Here is a 16,465-nt window from a genome sequence, read left to right as displayed (position 1 = left end):
CGCCTGCTCGTTCCGAGCGGTTCCTGATTAGGTGTCGGTGTGCAGGCGGCCGTGGACGTGCCAGTTGTGCCAGCCGTCGGCGTGTTTGATCGCCTGCCGTAGCGTGCCCTCGAGCCTGTAGCCGGTACGGTCGGCGACCCGGCAGGAAGCCGTGTTGGCGGTGGAGTGCTGGATGTTCAGCCGGTTGAACCCGATCAGCCCGAAAGCCCAAGCGGACAAGGCATCCACTGATCTCGCGGCGATGGCATGGCCCCGGGCCGCCGGGGTCACCCAGTAGGACAGGCCGGCTGAGCCCTCGGCCAGAGAGATGTTGCGCAGTCCGACCTGGCCGAGCGGCTGGTCGTCGCCATCGACGACCGCCCAGCTCGCCGCTGTCTCGGTGTCCCAGCGGTCAGCCCACTGCCCGGCCCACTCACTTGCCTCCTCGAGAGTGTCGAGTCGCCGGACATGCCAGCGCTGAATGTCAGGACAGGCGAACGCGGTCCGCACCATGGCGGCGTCGCTCCCCTTCCACGGCCGAAGTACCAGTCCGTCGTTGGTCGCCAGACGCGGCTGTGCGGCGTCCCGCAAAGTTCCCTGAGGCAAGGCCGGATCCACGAGCAGAGGCATGCCGCGATGTTAGTGCGGACAGACAGAACCCTGGGTGTCCCGGTCAGTCCCCAGACAGCTCATGCGAGGTCGGGTGGGGGTCCGACGCCGGCAGCAATCCGCGGCAGGTGTCGTGTCGTGCAGCCCACCAAGCCTGGAGGTACGACGATGCACGACACCTTCCTCAGAGATTGGTTGGGGGGCCGGCGGCGAGGCGGGCGCGGACCTCGTGCATGCGTTCGGGGGAGTGGTGAGGCATTTGCCAGCGGGTTTCCAGCCACCAGGTGGCGCCTGCTTCTGACCAGGGTTTGATGAGAGTGGAGGCCGCGGTTGGGTTGTCGGCGGGGGTTTCGCCTTCGGCGATGATGTCGAGGGTGGGGGAGGCGCCGTAGTCGGTGAGCCAGGTGCGGAGGTTGCGGAGTTCGGTGGGGGAGTCTTGGTCTGGTGGGTATTGGGGGAGTACGCCGTCGACGCGCAGTACTCGGCGCATTGACTTGGGTCTTGGCCAGGCGGCTACTACCCAGATCGGGATGTGCTCTTGGACCGGGCGTCCTACCTGGGCTAGGTCGTCGCGGGCGCACGTGTAGTTGTAGTGCTCGCCGTGATAGGTGGAGCGGCCGGCCCAGAGTTCGCGGATGAGATCGATGCCCTCGTCCATCATGGCTGCTCGGGTGCGGAGGTCGAGCTCCTCGCCGGTGAGTGGGAGGTCGGTCTCGACGGCGCCGAGGCCGATCGCCAGGGTCGCGCGGCCGGAGGAAAGCTGGTCCAGGGTCGCGACCTGGCTCGCCACCTTCCACGGTCGGCGCCAGGGGAGCGGGGTCAGCATGGTGCCCAGGCGGATCCGGTCGGTCCGGGCGGCGATGGCGGACAGCAAGCTCCACGCGTCGACGCCGTACGCCGCCTCCCAGACGAACACGCCGTCCCAGCCGGCCTCCTCGGCGAGCACCGCCTGCTCGAGCTGCTCGACTGCCGTTCCGCCCGGAAGTATCACACCGAATCTCATGTCACCTTCCTACCCACTCCCACCGACAGAACGGCACCCACCTTGCGGTCGGACCGGTGGTTAGGGCGCGGTTCGCCTGATCTGGTTGGGGGAAGTTGCCGCGTGGGAGGAGCGGTGGCTGGGGTGGGGCTCGCCCGGGAAGTCGCGGCTTCGGGCGACGGCTCGGCGTACCTTCGAGTGGAGGAGGGGCGATGGGCGTTGACGTGTTGACGGAGGTTGTGATTGATCGGCCGGTGGTGGTTGTGGCCGAGTATGTGACGGATCCGTCTCATGCGCCGGAGTGGTACGCGAACATCGAGTCGGTTCGATGGCGGGGCGAGTTGCCGGTGGTGGTTGGGGCGCAGATGGAGTTTGTTGCGCGGTTTCTGGGGCGGCGGCTCGTCTATACCTATGAGGTCACCGAGTTGAATGCGCATCATCGGCTGGTGATGCGGACCGCGCAAGGGCCGTTCCCGATGGAGACCACCTACGAGTGGGCGCCGGTTGTCGGCGCGGCGACGCGGATGACTCTGCGCAATCGTGGCGAGCCGTCAGGTTTGGCCGGGATGGCCGCGCCGTTGGTGTCGGCCGCGGTGCGGCGCGCCAACGCCAAGGATCTGTCCACGCTCAAGACGTTGCTCGAATCCCGCTGAGCTCGCTAGGCGTGCAGGGCGATGAGGTCGAGGAGATGCTGGTGGGTTTCGGAGTCCGCGGCGGCGACGAGGCCGGGGGTGGTGTGGAGCGGGTTGCCGCGGAAGTCGCTGACGGTGGCACCGGCCGCTCGGCAGAGGATGATGCCGGCGGTGAAGTGGACGCTGTCGCGGAGGGTGCCGTCGGTGATGTACGCCGCTTGGCGCCCGACAGCGGCCCAGGCGAGCGCGAGGGTGGTGGACGAGACCCGGAGCGCGAAGGCCTCGCGGATCTTCTCGTCCGTTAGCAGTTGGGCGCCGAGGAACTCCGTCCCGGGCGGTCCGTCGATGTCGATGTTGACCATTCGCGAGGTCGCGGACGAGACGGCTGGGGTGTCGACACCGTCGCTGCGGATGGCGACCGTGGTTCCGTCGGTCCAGAAAATCTCGCCGGTGAGTGGCTGGGCGACCGCGGCGACGTCCCCGGTCGGGCTTTGCAGCGCGACATTCACGGAGAACAAGGGGTTCTGGGCCGCGAAGTTGAGGGTGCCGCAGAGCGGGTCCACCAACCAGGTGCGAGCCGCCTCACCACTGGCGCCGTACTCCTCGCCGATCACGGCGTCGTCGGGACGCTCGCCCTGGATGACGGCGAGGATCGCGCGTTCGGCCTCCAGGTCCGCCTCGGTGGCGAAATCGGTCGCCGACTTCGCGTACCGCTCCAGCACGCCACCGAAACGATCCCGGACCACAGCGGCGCCGGCCTCGGCTGCCGCGATCGCCACCTCGGCATCACGCAGTTCGCTCATACGGCCATCCAACCTCACGCAGTACGCCGAAGTCACCGGCGAGCCGGCCGCGATGGTGGACCTTGCCGTCGACAACGTCCTGGCTATCCTCGACGGGAATCCCGATCCCCGTGGCGGTGACTGTATGAAGGTCGACGGTCTCTTCGACATCTCTGGACGTACGGCGCTCGTCACCGGATCCAGCCGGGGTATCGGCCGGGCGCTGGCCGAGGGACTGCATGCCGCCGGGTGCACCGTCGTACTGAACGGGCGCGACGAGGTGGCGCTCGAGCGAGCGCGGACTGAGCTGGACGGATCGTTCACGAGGGCGTTCGATGTCACCGACTCCGCGGCTGTTGCGGCGAATGTGGCAGCGATTGAGGATGAGGTCGGGCCGATCGACATCCTGGTCAACAACGCCGGGATGCAGCGGCGGGCGCCGCTGACCGAGTTCACCGACGAGGACTGGCACCGACTGATCGAGACCAATCTCACCAGCGCGTTCCTGATGGGCCGCGAAGTAGCCCGCCGGATGGTTCCGCGCGGGCACGGGAAGATCATCAACATCTGCTCGGTGCAGAGTGAGACCGTGCGCCCGGGCATCGCGCCGTACGCCGCGACCAAGGGCGGACTGAAGATGCTCACCAAGGGAATGTGCGCGGACCTCGGCCCGGCCGGGATCCAGGTCAACGGTCTCGGGCCTGGGTACTTCGACACCGAGCTCAACAAGGCGCTGGTTGCGGACGAAGAGTTCAGCGCGTGGGTCCGCAAGCGCACGCCGGCCGGTCGGTGGGGTCAGCTGGAGGACCTGATCGGCGCGCTGATCTTTTTGTCCGCGCCGGCGTCCGACTTCGTCAACGGCCAGGTGCTGTACGTCGACGGCGGCATGCTCTCCGTGCTCTGACGAGAGAGCGGGCGGACGCTCGCGTGGTGGGCCGCCGGGGTGGGGGTGACTCGGGGCTAGCGGCGGTAGACGGCGGTTAGGTTGCCGTCGGGGTCTACGGACTTGAGGATGGCGCCGGTGATCTCGGCGAGTTGGGAGATCTGTTCGGGGGTGAGGACGTCGATGACGTGTTCGCGGACGGTGGCTACGTGGCCGGGGGCGGTGGCGCGGATCTTCTTCCAGCCGGTCGGGGTGAGGCGGGCGTTGGTGGCCCGGGCGTCCTCGGGGCAGGGGAAGCGTTCGATCAGGTCGCGGTCCTCCAGGCGCTTCACGACGTGGGACAGCCGGGGGAGGGTGGCGTTCGTCTGCTGGGCGAGCGCGGTCATCCGCAGGGTGCGCTTCGGCGCCTCGGAGAGCATCGCCATCACGTAGTACTCGTAGTGAGTGAGGCCCGCGTCCCGCCGCAACTGGGTGTCGAGGACCCCGGGCAGGAGCTCGAGTACGGCGGCCAGCCGCACCCAAGCAGTCATCTGGCCGTCGTCCAGCCATCGCGTCGTCATGCCGACCATTCTGCCAGCACCAGATGGTTGTAGCTACAACCATCTGGTGCTATTGTGATGGTTGAAGGTACAACTATTCCAGTTCAGGAGAGAGTCATGACGCACGTCAGCATCATCGGCAAGGGCAACATGGGCCAGGCGATCTCGGCCGTCGTGGAGCAGGGTGGCAGCACCGTCGAGCTGTTCGACTCCGGTGACTCCGCCCGGCCTGTCACCGGCGACCTGGTCGTACTCGCGGTGCCGTATCCGGCACTTGCTCAGGTGCTGGCCGAGCGCGCCGACCAGCTGGCCGGCAAGGTCGTGGTCGACATCACGAACCCGCTGAACTTCGAGACCTTCGACTCCCTGGTCGTCCCCGCGGACGGTTCGGCCGCCGCCGAGCTCGCCGAGAAGCTGCCGGAGTCCAAGGTGCTCAAGGCCTTCAACACCACCTTCGCCGTCACCGTCGCGACCGGACAGGCCGGCGAGGTGCCGACCACGGTCCTGATCGCCGGTGACGACGCCGAAGCCAAGGACCTGCTGGCCGCCGTCGTCAGCAAGGGCGGCCTGCGCGCCGTCGACGCCGGACCGCTGAAGCGCGCCCGTGAGCTCGAGGCCCTCGGCTTCCTGCAGCTCACCCTCGCCGTCGGCGAGAAGGTTGCCTGGACCGGCGGTTTCGGCCTGGTCTGAGCAGCACAACGTCTGAAGCAGGACAACGTCTGAAGCAGTACGACGTCAGAGCGGTACAACGTTGACCCGGGAACCCGTTGTATTAGGCGGGCCTCCCGGGTCTCCGTAGGTTATGGAGAATCTCTTTCGCTTGATGCTTCTGCGGCCCGCGGTCGGACAGGACCCGGAGCAGCCGTCGATCGAACTCGAGCAGGAGTCCGGCTATCAGGACGCTCTGCGGGCAGTCGTGGCATCCGGGGGTGGGCGCCAGGGAATCGAAGCGGTGTCGGCCGAGTTCGCCGGCTCCGACGACTTCGTACCAGGGATCGGCGACACGCCACTCGGCCGCCGGCTCGACGAGCTCGCGGACGGGATCGACGCACTCGAAGCCACCGGTGACGTGTCGTGGGAGGAGATCGCCAACGCGATCGAGGACGAGTTCGGCAGCTCCGCGGCTGACGTGGTGGACGGCGACGCGTACAAGGAGACGGTACGGCGCCTGCGGGACAGCCTGATCGCGATCAAGGTGCTGCAGCAGCTGCACAGCCGCCCGATCGAGCGGCTCACCCGGCAGCTGCGCACCGCCGAACTGATCGCGGATGTCGCGGCCGAGCACACCCCGGGTATGACCGCCCGCCGCCGGCGCCGTTCGCTGCGACTCCCGGTCGAGCTCGAGCTGAAGTCCCGGCTGTCGACCAGCGACGCGCAGAAGGAGCTGGAGGAACAGCGCCAGAAACTCCTCGACGACCGCCGCAAGCGCGTCGACGAGCTACTCACCGAACACGAGGCGCTGCGTGGCGCGGTCTCCGAACTGGCAGGGCTCGAATCCATTCACTTCCGCGCCACCGAGCTCGTCGCGAGCGAACACACCACCGCGCCGGACGTGACGGTCCTGACGAATGCGGTGAGCAGCGCGGCGACGTACACCCAAGTGCTCCGCGCGCAGCACCTGAAGGGCCAGGTGGGCCGCGAGTTGGAAAATGGAGGCGAGCCCGATGAGAGAGCTGGGGCGCTGCAGATCAGCACACCGTACGCCGAACTCGCGCAGACTCTCGTGGCAGCACCGGATGTGGTGCTGTCCGCTCGCGCGGGGTTCACGCCGGTCGCACTCGCCGAGCTTGGGTTCGTGCTCAAGCCCACTGCGGCCGACCGGTTGTCGAAGACGACGCAGGCCGTACTGAAGAAGCGCGGCGTCGACCTCGGTACGACGCCACTGGACAAGATCACCCAGCGGCTGCAGGCCGACCTGGCGACGACCGTGAGCGAGCTCGAGCTCGTCGCAGGGCATCCCGAGAAGCGCTCGTTCGTCCGGTTCGGCGACGCACTGATCTCGGTCACGACACCCGTCACCACCGGGTGGGGTGTGCTCGGAACCGGCGGGGTCCTCGGCTTCCCGCCGTTGCCGATGAGCGGAAGCGTGCCGCAGACCAAGGGTGCCGTGGCGCCGGCCGGGGTCGCGGATCTGTTGCTGGTCAAGCAGCAGCTGACCGGCTACGAGGCCGTCGACGTCGCGCATATCGAGAACGTGCTCAAGGGTGAGCTGAAGTCGCGTGAGCACACCCGCCGCGAGGAGAGCGAGACGATCACGGTCTTCGAGACCGAGACGAGCACGACCGACGAGCACGAGCTGGAGACGACCGACCGGTTCGAGATGACCCGGGAGGCGAGCGAGACGATCAAGGAAGACGTCGCGCTCAAGGCCGGCCTGAGCATCTCCGGCAGCTACGGCCCGACCGTCGAGTTCGCCGCCAGCGCGGAGGGTTCGTTCTCCCGCTCCAAGGAAGAGGCGACCAAGTCGGCGACGACGTTCTCCCAGGACGTGACCGAGCGGACCTCGCGCAAGATCGCCCAGCGCGTGCTGAACCGTACGACGATCCGCACCCTGACCGAGACCATCGAGAAGAACGTCCACACGCTCGACAACACGACCGGCACCGGGCACATCTCCGGCGTCTACCAGTGGGTGAACAAGGTCTACCAGGCCCAGATGTTCAACTACGGCTTGCGGATGATGTTCGACTTCATGGTCCCCGAGCCCGCGGCGTTCCTGATCGCGGCGATGGAGTCGGCGCAGAACAGCGCACTCACGCTGACCAAGCCGCCGGACTTCACGCTCACCCCGGCCCAGCTGACCGAGAGCAACTACGCGTACTGGGTCAAGGTCTGCGGAGCCACCGACGTCGCGCCGCCGCCGGAGCTCTTCCGCACCAAGTCCGCCGACTTCAAGGGCGGTGGCGGGGACAGCAAGACCAACTACAACCACTCCGCCCAGATCACCATCGACGACGGCTACCGCGCGGTGTTCGGCAGCGTCGGCATGGTCTGCAACATCTGGGAGGCCGACTTCAGCGTGGATGTCGTCCTCGGGCGCCGGACCCAGCGGATGGGCAACGGCCAGTGGCTGTTCACGACACCGCTGGACGACGAGCGCGACTCGATCCCGCTCGCGATCGACAGCTTCCACGTCTCGCAGGTCGCGGTCGCGATCGAGGTGAAGTGCCAGCGGACCGACCGGGCGCTGGACAAGTGGCGGCTGGAGACCTACGCGAAACTGCTTGCCGCGCACAACGCGCAGGTGTCGGACTACGAGGAGAAGCTCGCCCAGCTCAAGCTCCAGGCGGGCGTCGCGATCCGCGGCCGCAACCCGGGGACGAACCAGATCACGATCCGCCGGGAGCTGCAGAAGAACTGTCTCAGCATCCTCACCGACCAGCATTTCGACCTGTTCGACGCGGTCGTCGACTCACCGGTCAACGGTCTGCCGCAGATCGACGTACCCGAGGCGGCCGCCGAAGGCGCGTACGTGCGCTTCTTCGAGCAGGCCTTCGAGTGGGAGCACATCACCTGGGTCAGCTACCCGTACTTCTGGGGCAGCAAGAACCAGTGGGACGAACGGCTCGGGTACGACGATCCCGATCCGGCGTTCGTGGACTTCCTGCAGGCCGGCTTCTGCCGGGTGAGCGTGCCGGCCCGGCCCGGCTTCGAGGGGGCGATCGACCACTTCCTCACCTTCGGCGAGATCTGGAACGGCGGCCCGCTGCCGACGATCTCCAGCCCGCTGTACCTGCCGATCGCCGACGAGCTCGCCGAGCGGCTCGACCGGCCCGGTGACGAGGTACCGCAGGGTGAGTCGTGGATCGTCCGCGTGCCGACCAACCTGGTCAAGCTCCGCGCCGACGACGCGTTGCCGGTCTGGGAGCAGAACGAGGACGGCGACTGGGTCGAGGCCTGATGGGCGACATCTCCAGGCATCGGGACATCTTCCTGTTCACCAGGGAGACCGTCCCGGCTGCGGTCCTCGGCGGCGCCCGGCTGACCGCGGACGACCTGACCTATCTCGAGCTCGGCAACTATCTGACCGACGTCTCCCAGTTCCGCGACCCGGTCACGTACATCTTCGCCAAGCAACGGATCTGGCGGGACTTCGTCATCCCGCAGACGAAGGATCAGACCCAACTGCTGCGCGGCCTGGCGGCTCTGGGCGCCGGTGCCGCGCTCGCGGCGTCGCAGTACCTCAAGAGCTTGACGTCGGGTACGGCGGCCGACGTGATCGAGGGCGCCGGGATCGGAGTGGCCGCGATCGGCGGCATCCTCGCCCTGCTGCCCTCGGACACGTACGCCGACCTGGCCGGTGCCGACACCTGGATCGACACCCTGCTCGGTACGCCGATCGATCGGGCAGCCGCCAATGACGCGAAGCACTACGGCTATCTGGGCGAGTTCTTCCGGCTGTTCATCGAAGGGGCGACCCACTTCCTGTTTGCTCAGGACGTACAAAAGCGTTCGGACGGCACCTGGGGCACGATCAAGCCGATCCCCGCCAACCGGGTCGATGAGGTGTACGACGAGTTCTTCACGCAGTACTACCCGCATGAGCACACCGACCAGCCGCCGTACGTATGGGACGCGAGCAAGCGACCCTCGAAGCCGCTCTACCAGCCGAGCCGTCGGCAGGCGAACCTGAAGGACGGCGACGTCGGGGTGATGAACGCGGTGGATGCCCACTACGTCACCTACCTGGCCGAAGGGCTGGCCGGGCTCGAGGACGACTGGCGGGCCTTGAAACGCGAGGACTCCGCGGGTCGGCAGCGGCTGCTCGTCCGGCTCGGCAAACTGCTCCACGGCGTCGAGGACTGGTTCTTTCATTCCAACGTGGTCGAGCTGGTGGAGCTGCGTGGCTCCCGGCCCGCCCAGCTCGACGGTGAGAGCGACGAAGACTTCCTCAAGCGGTTCGTGGCCGACGTCGCCAAGCGCCGTCCCGAGTTCGTCGCCGCGGACGCGACCGAGCGGCTACGGTTGCAGCGCAAGCTCTACCGTCGCCTGCGCTTCCCGGCGTACGACGCGGGCACGAAGACGCAGAGCGCTGGTCGGCTGAGCACCAGCCGGATGTCGACCCCTGGTCTGCGGCACGCCTACCCGGCATTCCCGTCGGCGCAGGACACAGCGCACACCTTGCTGCACGCGCTGGAGAATCTCGAACACAAGACCACCGGTGAACCCGGTGAACTGCCGACTCCGATCAAGGACGCGCTCGCGCAGTTCAACCTGGAATCCCTTGGCACGTTGGCGAAACCTCTGGTCGTCGCCGGCGCCACCCACAAACTCCGGGAGTGGGTCCCGTTGATTCTGACCCTCCTCAGCGAGGACGAGCGTCGCAGGCTGGCCGCCAACGTGGCCCCCGAGCACTGGCCGCTCGTGGCGGGCGCGGCGAAGCCGGAGCGCAAGGGCGACAAGACCGAGGTGGATCTCCAACTCGAACGCCACGCTGCCGCCCTCGAACCGCGGAAGCGGGACGACGGCCGGACCGAGAGCAACTACGACCAGTTCGTGCGCTACCTCCACGAACGCGGTCATCTGAACGAGCGCGGCCGCCAAGCACTACTCGCCGCGTTCGCGATCGACCACAAGGCCGAGCAGCTACCGACCGCGGCGCCCGGCGCAGGCGGGTTCCTGATGCGCTTCGCCGTACAGGATCTCCAGGTTCTGCTGGACGAGGGCGACGCGGCGACCGCGGCGCTGAACAAGAAGGCCGACTCCGTGTTCGGGCAGGCCTCCGACAACGGCGCCTTCAACGAGATCGTCGGGTCGCACTCGCTGATGTCGAAGGACACGCTGACCTCGGTGCCGTTCTTCGAGGACGCGCGGGTGCTCGCGAGCGTCGCATCGTCCAGCGTGTGCACGATCCTCCTGCAGCAGGTCGCCCTACCGAAGGCCGATCGCAGGCTGGCGTGGGAGGAGGTGCTGCATCACCTCATCCGGTTCCCGCCCTCCAATGGTGGCTGGGAGCGTCGTGCCTTGGCGATGTACGCCGCCAAACAGCAGATCCCGCGGTACGCCGACCTGCCCGAGTTCGCGCGGCTCGTCGAGGGGTCGCTGCGGCCGGTCGGCGCCCAACCGGAACCGAAGCAGCCGAAACCGAAGCAGTCCAAGCGTGCGGACCTGGAAGAGCGTTACCGGCGGCTCGAAAGCGAGCTGTCGAACTATCGGTACCCGTGATGGAGGAGCCATGCCGTTGAAGTCGTACGGCGTACTGGTCGGCCGAGCGGTCGGCGCACGCCGGGAGAGTGGATCGGACACCCCGCACTACCAGATCCAGCTGGTGGAACCGGACGGGACGAACTACCGGATCGCGGTGAACGTGAAGTCGCAGGAGTACCCGTCGGAGCTGCTGTACCGGGTCGACGAGGACTTCCGGCATCCGGTCACCGCACAGCTGACCGGGCTCGCGCCGGGGTGGCATCGGCTCGACACCGGACCGGCCGGAGTGAACCTGGACTATGTGCGGCAGACGCTGTTCGATCGCACGTTGTTGCGGCCGCTGCCCGCCGATGTGCAGGGACCAGGCAACGATCTCGGCGACCTGCTCGACGACCAGGTGCAGCGGGCGATCCGGGAGCCGGCCGCGGTGGTGTACGCGTTCGGTGAGCGGTGGGGGCCGGAGGACGGCGTACCGGACAAGATCTTCGGGTTCCGGCCCGGCAACGGCGTGCACGACATCCACATGAACCAGGGGAACGTCGGCACGTTCCGCAAGGACGACGGGGTCTGGCAGGACGGCGCGCTGATCATCGGGTTGCCGGACCAGCAACGCTGGGTGGGGATCTTCCTGGCGTTCCAGAGTCAGTCGTGGCACACCGACGACAAGACCGGCCACACCATCGTCGACGCACCGGTCGAGGAGTTCGGTGCCGAGGCCGTACGGATCGTCGCCGCGTTGATCAACCCGGTCGGCCCCGCGCCGGAAGCCGAGACGATCACCGTGCTCAACGCGTCACCCGATCCGGTCGACCTGACCGGCTGGCACGTGGTCGATCGCGCGTTGCATGTCGGCCCGATCCCAGCAGGTGTCCTCGAGCCCGGTGCGACGCTGTTGATCCACCTCCCGCCGACCGTCCAGTTGGGCAACAAAGGTGGCGAGATCACTCTCCTCGACAACGCCGGGTTGAAGGTGCACGGCGTCGCCTACACCGCCGAGCAAGCCCAACGCTCCGGCTGGACCGTCGTGTTCTAGCGCAGCAGCGCCAGCCGGACGCCGAGGCCGATGAAGATGCCGCCCGTGGCGGTGTCGATGTTGCGTCGCGCCGTACGACGGGTGCGCAGCCAGCTACCGATCCGGCCGGAGAGCAGCCCGACCGTCCCGTCGACGAGGAACTCGAGCACGATCAGGATGGCGCCGAGGACAACGAACTGCAGCCAGACCTGACCGCGCTGGGGATCGACGAACTGCGGCAGGAACGCGATCGTGAAGGTCACCATCTTCGGGTTCAGCAGGTTCGTGGTCAGGCCGGCCAGATACGCCCTTCGCCCGGACATCGCGGCGCCGGCGGAGGGTGCGTCGTCGACGGCGTCGTTCCGGTGCCGGATCATCTGCACACCGAGGTAGATCAGGTACGCGGCGCCGACGATCCGGACGGCGGTGAAGGCCACCGGCACCGCCGCGAACAGCGCGACCAGCCCGGCCGCTGCGAGCGCCACATGCACAGCCTCACTGGTGGCAACGCCGGCTGTCGCGAGCAGACCGGCTCGCGGTCCGCTGCGCATCCCGCAGCCGAGGATGAACAGCATGTCCGGACCGGGCGTGATCATCGCGATCGTCGTCGTCAGCAGGAAGGCGAGCAGAAGGTGCTGGTCGATCAGCATGCCGCGAGTCTTTCACGCACCACCGACAGGATCTGACCACATGCTGGCAAGCGCTTGCCAGGCAGGTGTGGTTGTCTGACAAACTGTCGGCCCATGAGCCTGCCTCGGGTGATCAATGACAACGGTGCGTGGTGCTGGTTCCAGGACGAGCGGGCGGTGGTGGATCCGGTCGGCCAGTTGCTGGTGGTCGGGTCGATCGCGGCCCCGGAAGGTGCCGGGGGAGCCGAGCGGGCCGGCAATGTCGAGCTGACCGTCGTCGATCTGCGGTCCGGTTCGAGTGAGGTCGTCGTACTGCATGAGCGGTTCGAGGCGGACGACCACGATGTGCCCGCGTTGTGGCGTCGTCGGGATGGCCGCTGGCTGGCGGTGTACACGAAGCACAAGACCGACGACCTGACGCGGTGGCGGGTGAGCGAGCCTGGTGATCCGCGGACGTGGGGGCCGGAGCAGACGTTCGACTGGAGCGAGTTCACCGGCGGTCGCGGAGTCACATACTCGAACCTGCATGAGCTGGACGGACGGCTGTACTGCTTCGCGCGTGCACTCAACGACGACCCGTGCGCGCTGGTCTCCGACGACGAGGGCGACACCTGGACCTATGCGGGCAAGCTGTTCACCCGGCCGAAGGTCGGCTACGTCAACGGCTACACGCGGTACGTCTCGACGCCGACTCGCGTCGACCTGGTGACGACGGATCACCATCCGCGCGACTACGACAACTCGATCTACCACGGCTACCTCGAGGCCGGCGCGCTGCACCGAACAGACGGAACCGTGGTCGACCCGGTCGCGCTCGACGGCGAAGCGCCGTCGCAGGTGGAGCTGACCACTGTGCTCGCGGCCGGGTCGAAGTGGGACGGCGAGCCGATGACGCACTGCTGGACGATCGACATCCGGCGCGGAGCGGACGGGTCGCTGGCGGCTGTCCTGCTGGCTCGCCATGACACTCCGGAGAATCCCGCGGATGCGTTCGCGCGGCAGCATCCGGTGCTGGATCACCGCTTCTTCTACGGTCGCCTCGCTCCCGGCGGCAAGTGGCAGGTCCATCAACTGGCCAAGGCCGGAGCGGGTCTGCTGATCCACGAGAACGACTACACCGGGCTCGTCGCGATCGATCCGTACGACCTGGACTCGCTCTACGTCTCCACGCCGGTCGACCCCCGCGACGGGACCGCGCTGGCGCACCACGAGATCTTCCACGCCCGTACGGCGGACGCGGGTGCAACCTGGACGTGGACACCGGTGACGGAGGACTCCGAGACCGACAACCTGCGCCCGATCGTCGCGCCCGGTGATCCCGCGCGCGTCCCGCTGCTCTGGTTCCGCGGCGATATGACCGCGTCCCAGCACTACGACTGCGAGATCGTGCTGCGGGACACTCCGAGACAGGGATAGTACCAAGCGGTACCATCTCGTCCATGGATGTTCCGGTACGGCGGTTGTGGGTCGCGGTGCTGTGCGGATACCTCGCGTTCGGGGCGACGTTGCAGGCCTTGCCGACGTACGTGCCGGAGAAGTTCGGCGGGGGTGCGCTGGAGAGTGGGACCGCGGTGGGGATCGCCTTCCTGGCGACTGCGTGTGCGCGTCCGTTCGCGGGGTGGCTGGCGGATGCGGGGTGGTCGCGTCCCGTCGTACTGGCCGGGGGAGTTCTGGCGGCTGTTGGTGGCCTTGGGCAAATGGTGGCGCCGGACCTGGTGGTGTTGCTGGCGGCCCGGCTGGTGATGGGAGCGGGGGAGGCGGCGTTGTTCTCGGGCGCGCTGCCGTGGGTGCTGGCCGGGACCCGGATGTCGCAACGCGGACGGCTGGCGGGGTGGTTCGGGCTGTCGATGTGGGGCGGACTGGCAGCTGGGCCGGTGATCGCGTCGCTGGTGGGGGACCACCGGGTCTGGTGGGTCGTGGTGGGGCTCGCCGTCGCGTCGGCGATCCTGGTGTCGACAACGCGCGCCGATGCGAGCCGGGTCGAGCCGCTGGTCCGGATCCGCCGGGTCCGCGATCTGGTGCCGGCCGGCGTACCGTTGCCAGGAGCAACCATCGGGCTGGCGGCGTACTGCTACGGCACGGTCGCGGCGTTGCTGGTCCTGCGCCTGCGGGCCGACGACATCGCGGTCGACCACGTCGCGCTCACGGTGTTCGCGGCGGCCTTCCTGGTGGTGCGGTTCGCGGGCAGTCCGCTGGTCGATCGGTACGGCGGTCGCACGGTCGCGGTGTGGACCGTCGCGCTCGAGATCGTCGCCCTGGTCGGTCTTGGGGTCGCGACCGGTCCGGTGAGTGCGCTGGTGTTCACCGCGTTGGCCGGGTGCGGCATGGCGTTGGTCTATCCGGCGTGTGTGTCGATGACCCTGGATCGGGTGCGGGGACTACGTCCGGGGGTGTCGATGGGCGTCATGACGTCGTTCTGGGATCTCGGTGTGATGGTGGCGGGTCCGCTGGGCGGGCTCGTCGCGGAGCAGGCCGGGTTCGCGGCCGCGTTCTTCGTGGCGGCCGGCTTCGCGGCGGTATGCGTTGTCGTGTGCGCCGTGTTCCTCAGGCCGCGTCCAGCAGCGTCTCCACTATGACGCGAGCCTCCGCGCCGAGCCCGGGATCCCGGTCGATCGCACTGATCAGCGTCGCGCCTTCCAGTACGACGACCAGTTGCCGGGCTGTGGTCTCGGGATCGCGGAAGCCGGCCTCGGTCAGCAATCGGCGGAACAGGTCGCGGTAGAAGGCGAGATGCTCCTGGGCGAGGCGCCGCGGCGCGCCGTCCCGGCTGCGATCCTCGGTGGCCGCGTTCATCATCGCGCAGCCGTGGAACCCGGCTTCGGCGTACCAGCCCGCGACCAGGTCGAAGACGGCCAGCACCCGTTCGCGGCCAGGGCCGGCTTGCTCGACGGCGTGGTTGTACCAGGCACGGACCCGCTGGGTGCGATCGATGAGAACCGCCTCGACCAGGCCCTCCTTGGAGCCGAAGTTCTTGTAGATGGTGAGTTTGGACGCGCCGGCCGCCTCGACCACGTCATTGATCCCGGCCGCGTGGATGCCGCGCCGGATGAACACGTCCGTCGCCGCCGCGAGGATCCGGGCCTTCGTCGCCTCCGGGTCCAGTCGTTCTCCGGCCTTGACCGGCATACCGCACCACCTCCTGCCGACCAGAATACCGATCGGTGTTATCTCTGGCGCTAGATAAGAACGATCGGTACTATCGCCGTCATGATCAACGGCTGGACAGCAGCGGGATTCGAGGACGTGGCCGAGGCGTTCGAGCGGAACTTCACCGACCGCGCCGAGCTGGGCGCCGCCTTCGCGGCCTACGAGCAGGGGCAGCTGGTGGTCGACCTGTGGGGCGGCCAGGCGGATCGGGAAACCGGCCGGGCCTGGGATCGCGACACGGTCCAGCTGATGTTCTCCGGGACCAAGGGCCTCGCGGCGGCGTGCGTACTGCTGCTGGTGCAGCGCGGCCAGGTGTCGCTCGACGATCCGCTCAGCCGCTACTGGCCGGCGTTCGGTGCCGAGGGCAAGGGCGGCATCACGATCGCCGAGGTGCTGTCCCATCAGGCCCGGCTGCCCTGGGTCGAGGCCGGGTACGCCGATCTCCTCGACCATGACGTGATGGCCGCACACCTGGCCGCGCAGGCGCCGGCGGCGGATCCGGGGGCCGCGTTCATGTACCACGCGATCACGTGGGGCTGGCTCGTCGACGAGCTGGTACGACGCCTGGACGGCCGGACTGTGAGTGAGTTCTTCGCCGCGGAGTACGCCGTACCGCTCGAGCTGGAGGTGTGGATCGGCCTGCCTGAGGAGCTGCATTGGCGCGCGACCACGATGGTCGCGCCGGAAGGTGTTCTCGTCGACGGACCGTGGACGGAGTTGCATCGGCCGAATCCGCTGTGGGTGCCGGGGGCCGAGAAGATCTGGAACAGCTTCGAGTACCGCACCGCCGGGTTGGCCGCGGTCGGCGGGTTCGGGACGGCTCGCGGGATGGCGCGGTTCTACGCGTCACTCGTCGGCGAGGTGGACGGCGTACGCATCCTGACCCCGGAGACGGTCGAGCTCGGACGCCGGGAGATCCGGCGCGGCATCGAGCCGACGTGGGGGAGCGAGCTGGCGTACGGCGCCGGCTTCGAACTCCAGACCGATCCCGTCGACACCTTCGGTCACCCGGGAGCGGGCGGGGCGCGGGCCAGGGCGCTGGCGGGGCGGGAAAACGGCCCCTCCTCTCTCCCTAACCAAGGGAGGGTTTGGTTCGGCAGACCCCCCCTCCCCCCGCTTGCGGG

The 16,465-nt window shown here is 68.1% G+C and carries 15 protein-coding genes; 9 read left to right on the top strand and 6 right to left on the bottom strand.

Going from position 1 to position 16,465, the window contains the following annotated elements:
- Window positions 1–27: 27 nt before the first annotated feature.
- Together ACZ3HV_RS22390 and ACZ3HV_RS22385 are read right to left on the bottom strand one after the other, a co-directional pair.
- On the bottom strand, window positions 28–609 hold the full coding sequence (locus ACZ3HV_RS22390; RefSeq protein ID WP_465686909.1) for a GNAT family N-acetyltransferase: 582 nt from the start codon (window positions 607–609) through the stop codon (window positions 28–30).
- A 163-nt stretch (window positions 610–772) separates the two neighbouring features.
- Window positions 773–1,591, bottom strand: a complete 819-nt coding sequence (locus tag ACZ3HV_RS22385) for an LLM class flavin-dependent oxidoreductase (protein ID WP_465686908.1) — start codon at window positions 1,589–1,591, stop codon at window positions 773–775.
- 191 nt (window positions 1,592–1,782) lie between these two features.
- Between ACZ3HV_RS22385 and ACZ3HV_RS22380 the strand changes: the two genes are divergently transcribed.
- Window positions 1,783–2,223, top strand: a complete 441-nt coding sequence (locus ACZ3HV_RS22380) for an SRPBCC family protein (RefSeq protein WP_465686907.1) — start codon at window positions 1,783–1,785, stop codon at window positions 2,221–2,223.
- A gap of 5 nt (window positions 2,224–2,228) precedes the next feature.
- Here the strand turns inward: ACZ3HV_RS22380 and ACZ3HV_RS22375 are convergent, their stop codons facing one another.
- Entirely contained in the window at window positions 2,229–3,005 is a 777-nt protein-coding gene (locus ACZ3HV_RS22375; RefSeq protein WP_465686906.1) for an inositol monophosphatase family protein, read from the bottom strand.
- Between the two features lie 124 nt (window positions 3,006–3,129).
- On the opposite strand from ACZ3HV_RS22375, the gene ACZ3HV_RS22370 reads away from it, so the two are divergent.
- Window positions 3,130–3,888: an SDR family oxidoreductase gene (locus ACZ3HV_RS22370; RefSeq protein ID WP_465686905.1), complete on the top strand. Its 759-nt coding sequence runs from the start codon at window positions 3,130–3,132 to the stop codon at window positions 3,886–3,888.
- Between the two features lie 56 nt (window positions 3,889–3,944).
- On the opposite strand, the gene ACZ3HV_RS22365 is transcribed toward ACZ3HV_RS22370, so the two are convergent.
- Window positions 3,945–4,427, bottom strand: a complete 483-nt coding sequence (locus tag ACZ3HV_RS22365) for a MarR family winged helix-turn-helix transcriptional regulator (RefSeq protein ID WP_360380052.1) — start codon at window positions 4,425–4,427, stop codon at window positions 3,945–3,947.
- A gap of 96 nt (window positions 4,428–4,523) precedes the next feature.
- Between ACZ3HV_RS22365 and ACZ3HV_RS22360 the strand changes: the two genes are divergently transcribed.
- From ACZ3HV_RS22360 to ACZ3HV_RS22345, 4 genes are all read left to right on the top strand, one after another.
- Window positions 4,524–5,096 carry an NADPH-dependent F420 reductase gene (locus ACZ3HV_RS22360; RefSeq protein WP_465686904.1) on the top strand — a complete coding sequence of 191 codons (573 nt, stop codon included), beginning with the start codon at window positions 4,524–4,526 and terminating at the stop codon, window positions 5,094–5,096.
- 130 nt (window positions 5,097–5,226) lie between these two features.
- Window positions 5,227–8,307, top strand: coding sequence for a hypothetical protein (locus ACZ3HV_RS22355; protein WP_465686903.1), 3,081 nt, complete (start codon window positions 5,227–5,229; stop codon window positions 8,305–8,307).
- On the top strand, window positions 8,307–10,571 hold the full coding sequence (locus tag ACZ3HV_RS22350; protein WP_465686902.1) for a hypothetical protein: 2,265 nt from the start codon (window positions 8,307–8,309) through the stop codon (window positions 10,569–10,571). The genes ACZ3HV_RS22355 and ACZ3HV_RS22350 overlap by 1 nt, the downstream gene beginning before the upstream one ends.
- A 10-nt stretch (window positions 10,572–10,581) precedes the next feature.
- Entirely contained in the window at window positions 10,582–11,586 is a 1,005-nt protein-coding gene (locus ACZ3HV_RS22345) for a DUF2278 family protein (RefSeq protein ID WP_465686901.1), read from the top strand.
- Here the strand turns inward: ACZ3HV_RS22345 and ACZ3HV_RS22340 are convergent.
- Entirely contained in the window at window positions 11,583–12,215 is a 633-nt protein-coding gene (locus ACZ3HV_RS22340; protein WP_360380064.1) for a LysE family translocator, read from the bottom strand. The two genes, ACZ3HV_RS22345 and ACZ3HV_RS22340, sit on opposite strands and share 4 nt — an antisense overlap.
- 93 nt (window positions 12,216–12,308) lie before the next feature.
- Here ACZ3HV_RS22340 and ACZ3HV_RS22335 point away from each other — a divergent pair, with 93 nt between their 5' ends.
- Together ACZ3HV_RS22335 and ACZ3HV_RS22330 are read left to right on the top strand one after the other, a co-directional pair.
- Window positions 12,309–13,610 carry a BNR-4 repeat-containing protein gene (locus ACZ3HV_RS22335; RefSeq protein WP_465686900.1) on the top strand — a complete coding sequence of 434 codons (1,302 nt, stop codon included), beginning with the start codon at window positions 12,309–12,311 and terminating at the stop codon, window positions 13,608–13,610.
- Window positions 13,611–13,633: 23 nt separating this feature from the next.
- Window positions 13,634–14,770: an MFS transporter gene (locus ACZ3HV_RS22330; RefSeq protein WP_465686899.1), complete on the top strand. Its 1,137-nt coding sequence runs from the start codon at window positions 13,634–13,636 to the stop codon at window positions 14,768–14,770.
- Here the strand turns inward: ACZ3HV_RS22330 and ACZ3HV_RS22325 are convergent.
- Window positions 14,739–15,320 carry a TetR/AcrR family transcriptional regulator gene (locus ACZ3HV_RS22325; RefSeq protein ID WP_465686898.1) on the bottom strand — a complete coding sequence of 194 codons (582 nt, stop codon included), beginning with the start codon at window positions 15,318–15,320 and terminating at the stop codon, window positions 14,739–14,741. The genes ACZ3HV_RS22330 and ACZ3HV_RS22325 overlap by 32 nt on opposite strands.
- Before the next feature lie 81 nt (window positions 15,321–15,401).
- Between ACZ3HV_RS22325 and ACZ3HV_RS22320 the strand changes: the two genes are divergently transcribed.
- Window positions 15,402–16,465: serine hydrolase domain-containing protein (locus ACZ3HV_RS22320; RefSeq protein ID WP_465686897.1), on the top strand; the 1,064-nt coding region annotated here is incomplete at its 3' end.

This window comes from Kribbella sp. NPDC020701 (assembly GCF_055562215.1).
The sequence above is the reverse complement of the archived record's forward strand: the minus strand, read 5'-3'. Positions and strand labels throughout refer to the sequence as shown.

Coding starts and splice junctions, on each gene's coding strand:
- ACZ3HV_RS22390 (WP_465686909.1), bottom strand. CDS start 609: ATGCCTCTGCTCGTGGATCCGGCCTTGCCTCAGGGAACTTTGCGGGAC.
- ACZ3HV_RS22340 (WP_360380064.1), bottom strand. CDS start 12,215: ATGCTGATCGACCAGCACCTTCTGCTCGCCTTCCTGCTGACGACGACG.
- ACZ3HV_RS22380 (WP_465686907.1), top strand. CDS start 1,783: ATGGGCGTTGACGTGTTGACGGAGGTTGTGATTGATCGGCCGGTGGTG.
- ACZ3HV_RS22365 (WP_360380052.1), bottom strand. CDS start 4,427: ATGACGACGCGATGGCTGGACGACGGCCAGATGACTGCTTGGGTGCGG.
- ACZ3HV_RS22335 (WP_465686900.1), top strand. CDS start 12,309: ATGAGCCTGCCTCGGGTGATCAATGACAACGGTGCGTGGTGCTGGTTC.
- ACZ3HV_RS22350 (WP_465686902.1), top strand. CDS start 8,307: ATGGGCGACATCTCCAGGCATCGGGACATCTTCCTGTTCACCAGGGAG.
- ACZ3HV_RS22345 (WP_465686901.1), top strand. CDS start 10,582: ATGCCGTTGAAGTCGTACGGCGTACTGGTCGGCCGAGCGGTCGGCGCA.
- ACZ3HV_RS22360 (WP_465686904.1), top strand. CDS start 4,524: ATGACGCACGTCAGCATCATCGGCAAGGGCAACATGGGCCAGGCGATC.
- ACZ3HV_RS22325 (WP_465686898.1), bottom strand. CDS start 15,320: ATGCCGGTCAAGGCCGGAGAACGACTGGACCCGGAGGCGACGAAGGCC.
- ACZ3HV_RS22330 (WP_465686899.1), top strand. CDS start 13,634: ATGGATGTTCCGGTACGGCGGTTGTGGGTCGCGGTGCTGTGCGGATAC.
- ACZ3HV_RS22385 (WP_465686908.1), bottom strand. CDS start 1,591: ATGAGATTCGGTGTGATACTTCCGGGCGGAACGGCAGTCGAGCAGCTC.
- ACZ3HV_RS22375 (WP_465686906.1), bottom strand. CDS start 3,005: ATGAGCGAACTGCGTGATGCCGAGGTGGCGATCGCGGCAGCCGAGGCC.
- ACZ3HV_RS22370 (WP_465686905.1), top strand. CDS start 3,130: ATGAAGGTCGACGGTCTCTTCGACATCTCTGGACGTACGGCGCTCGTC.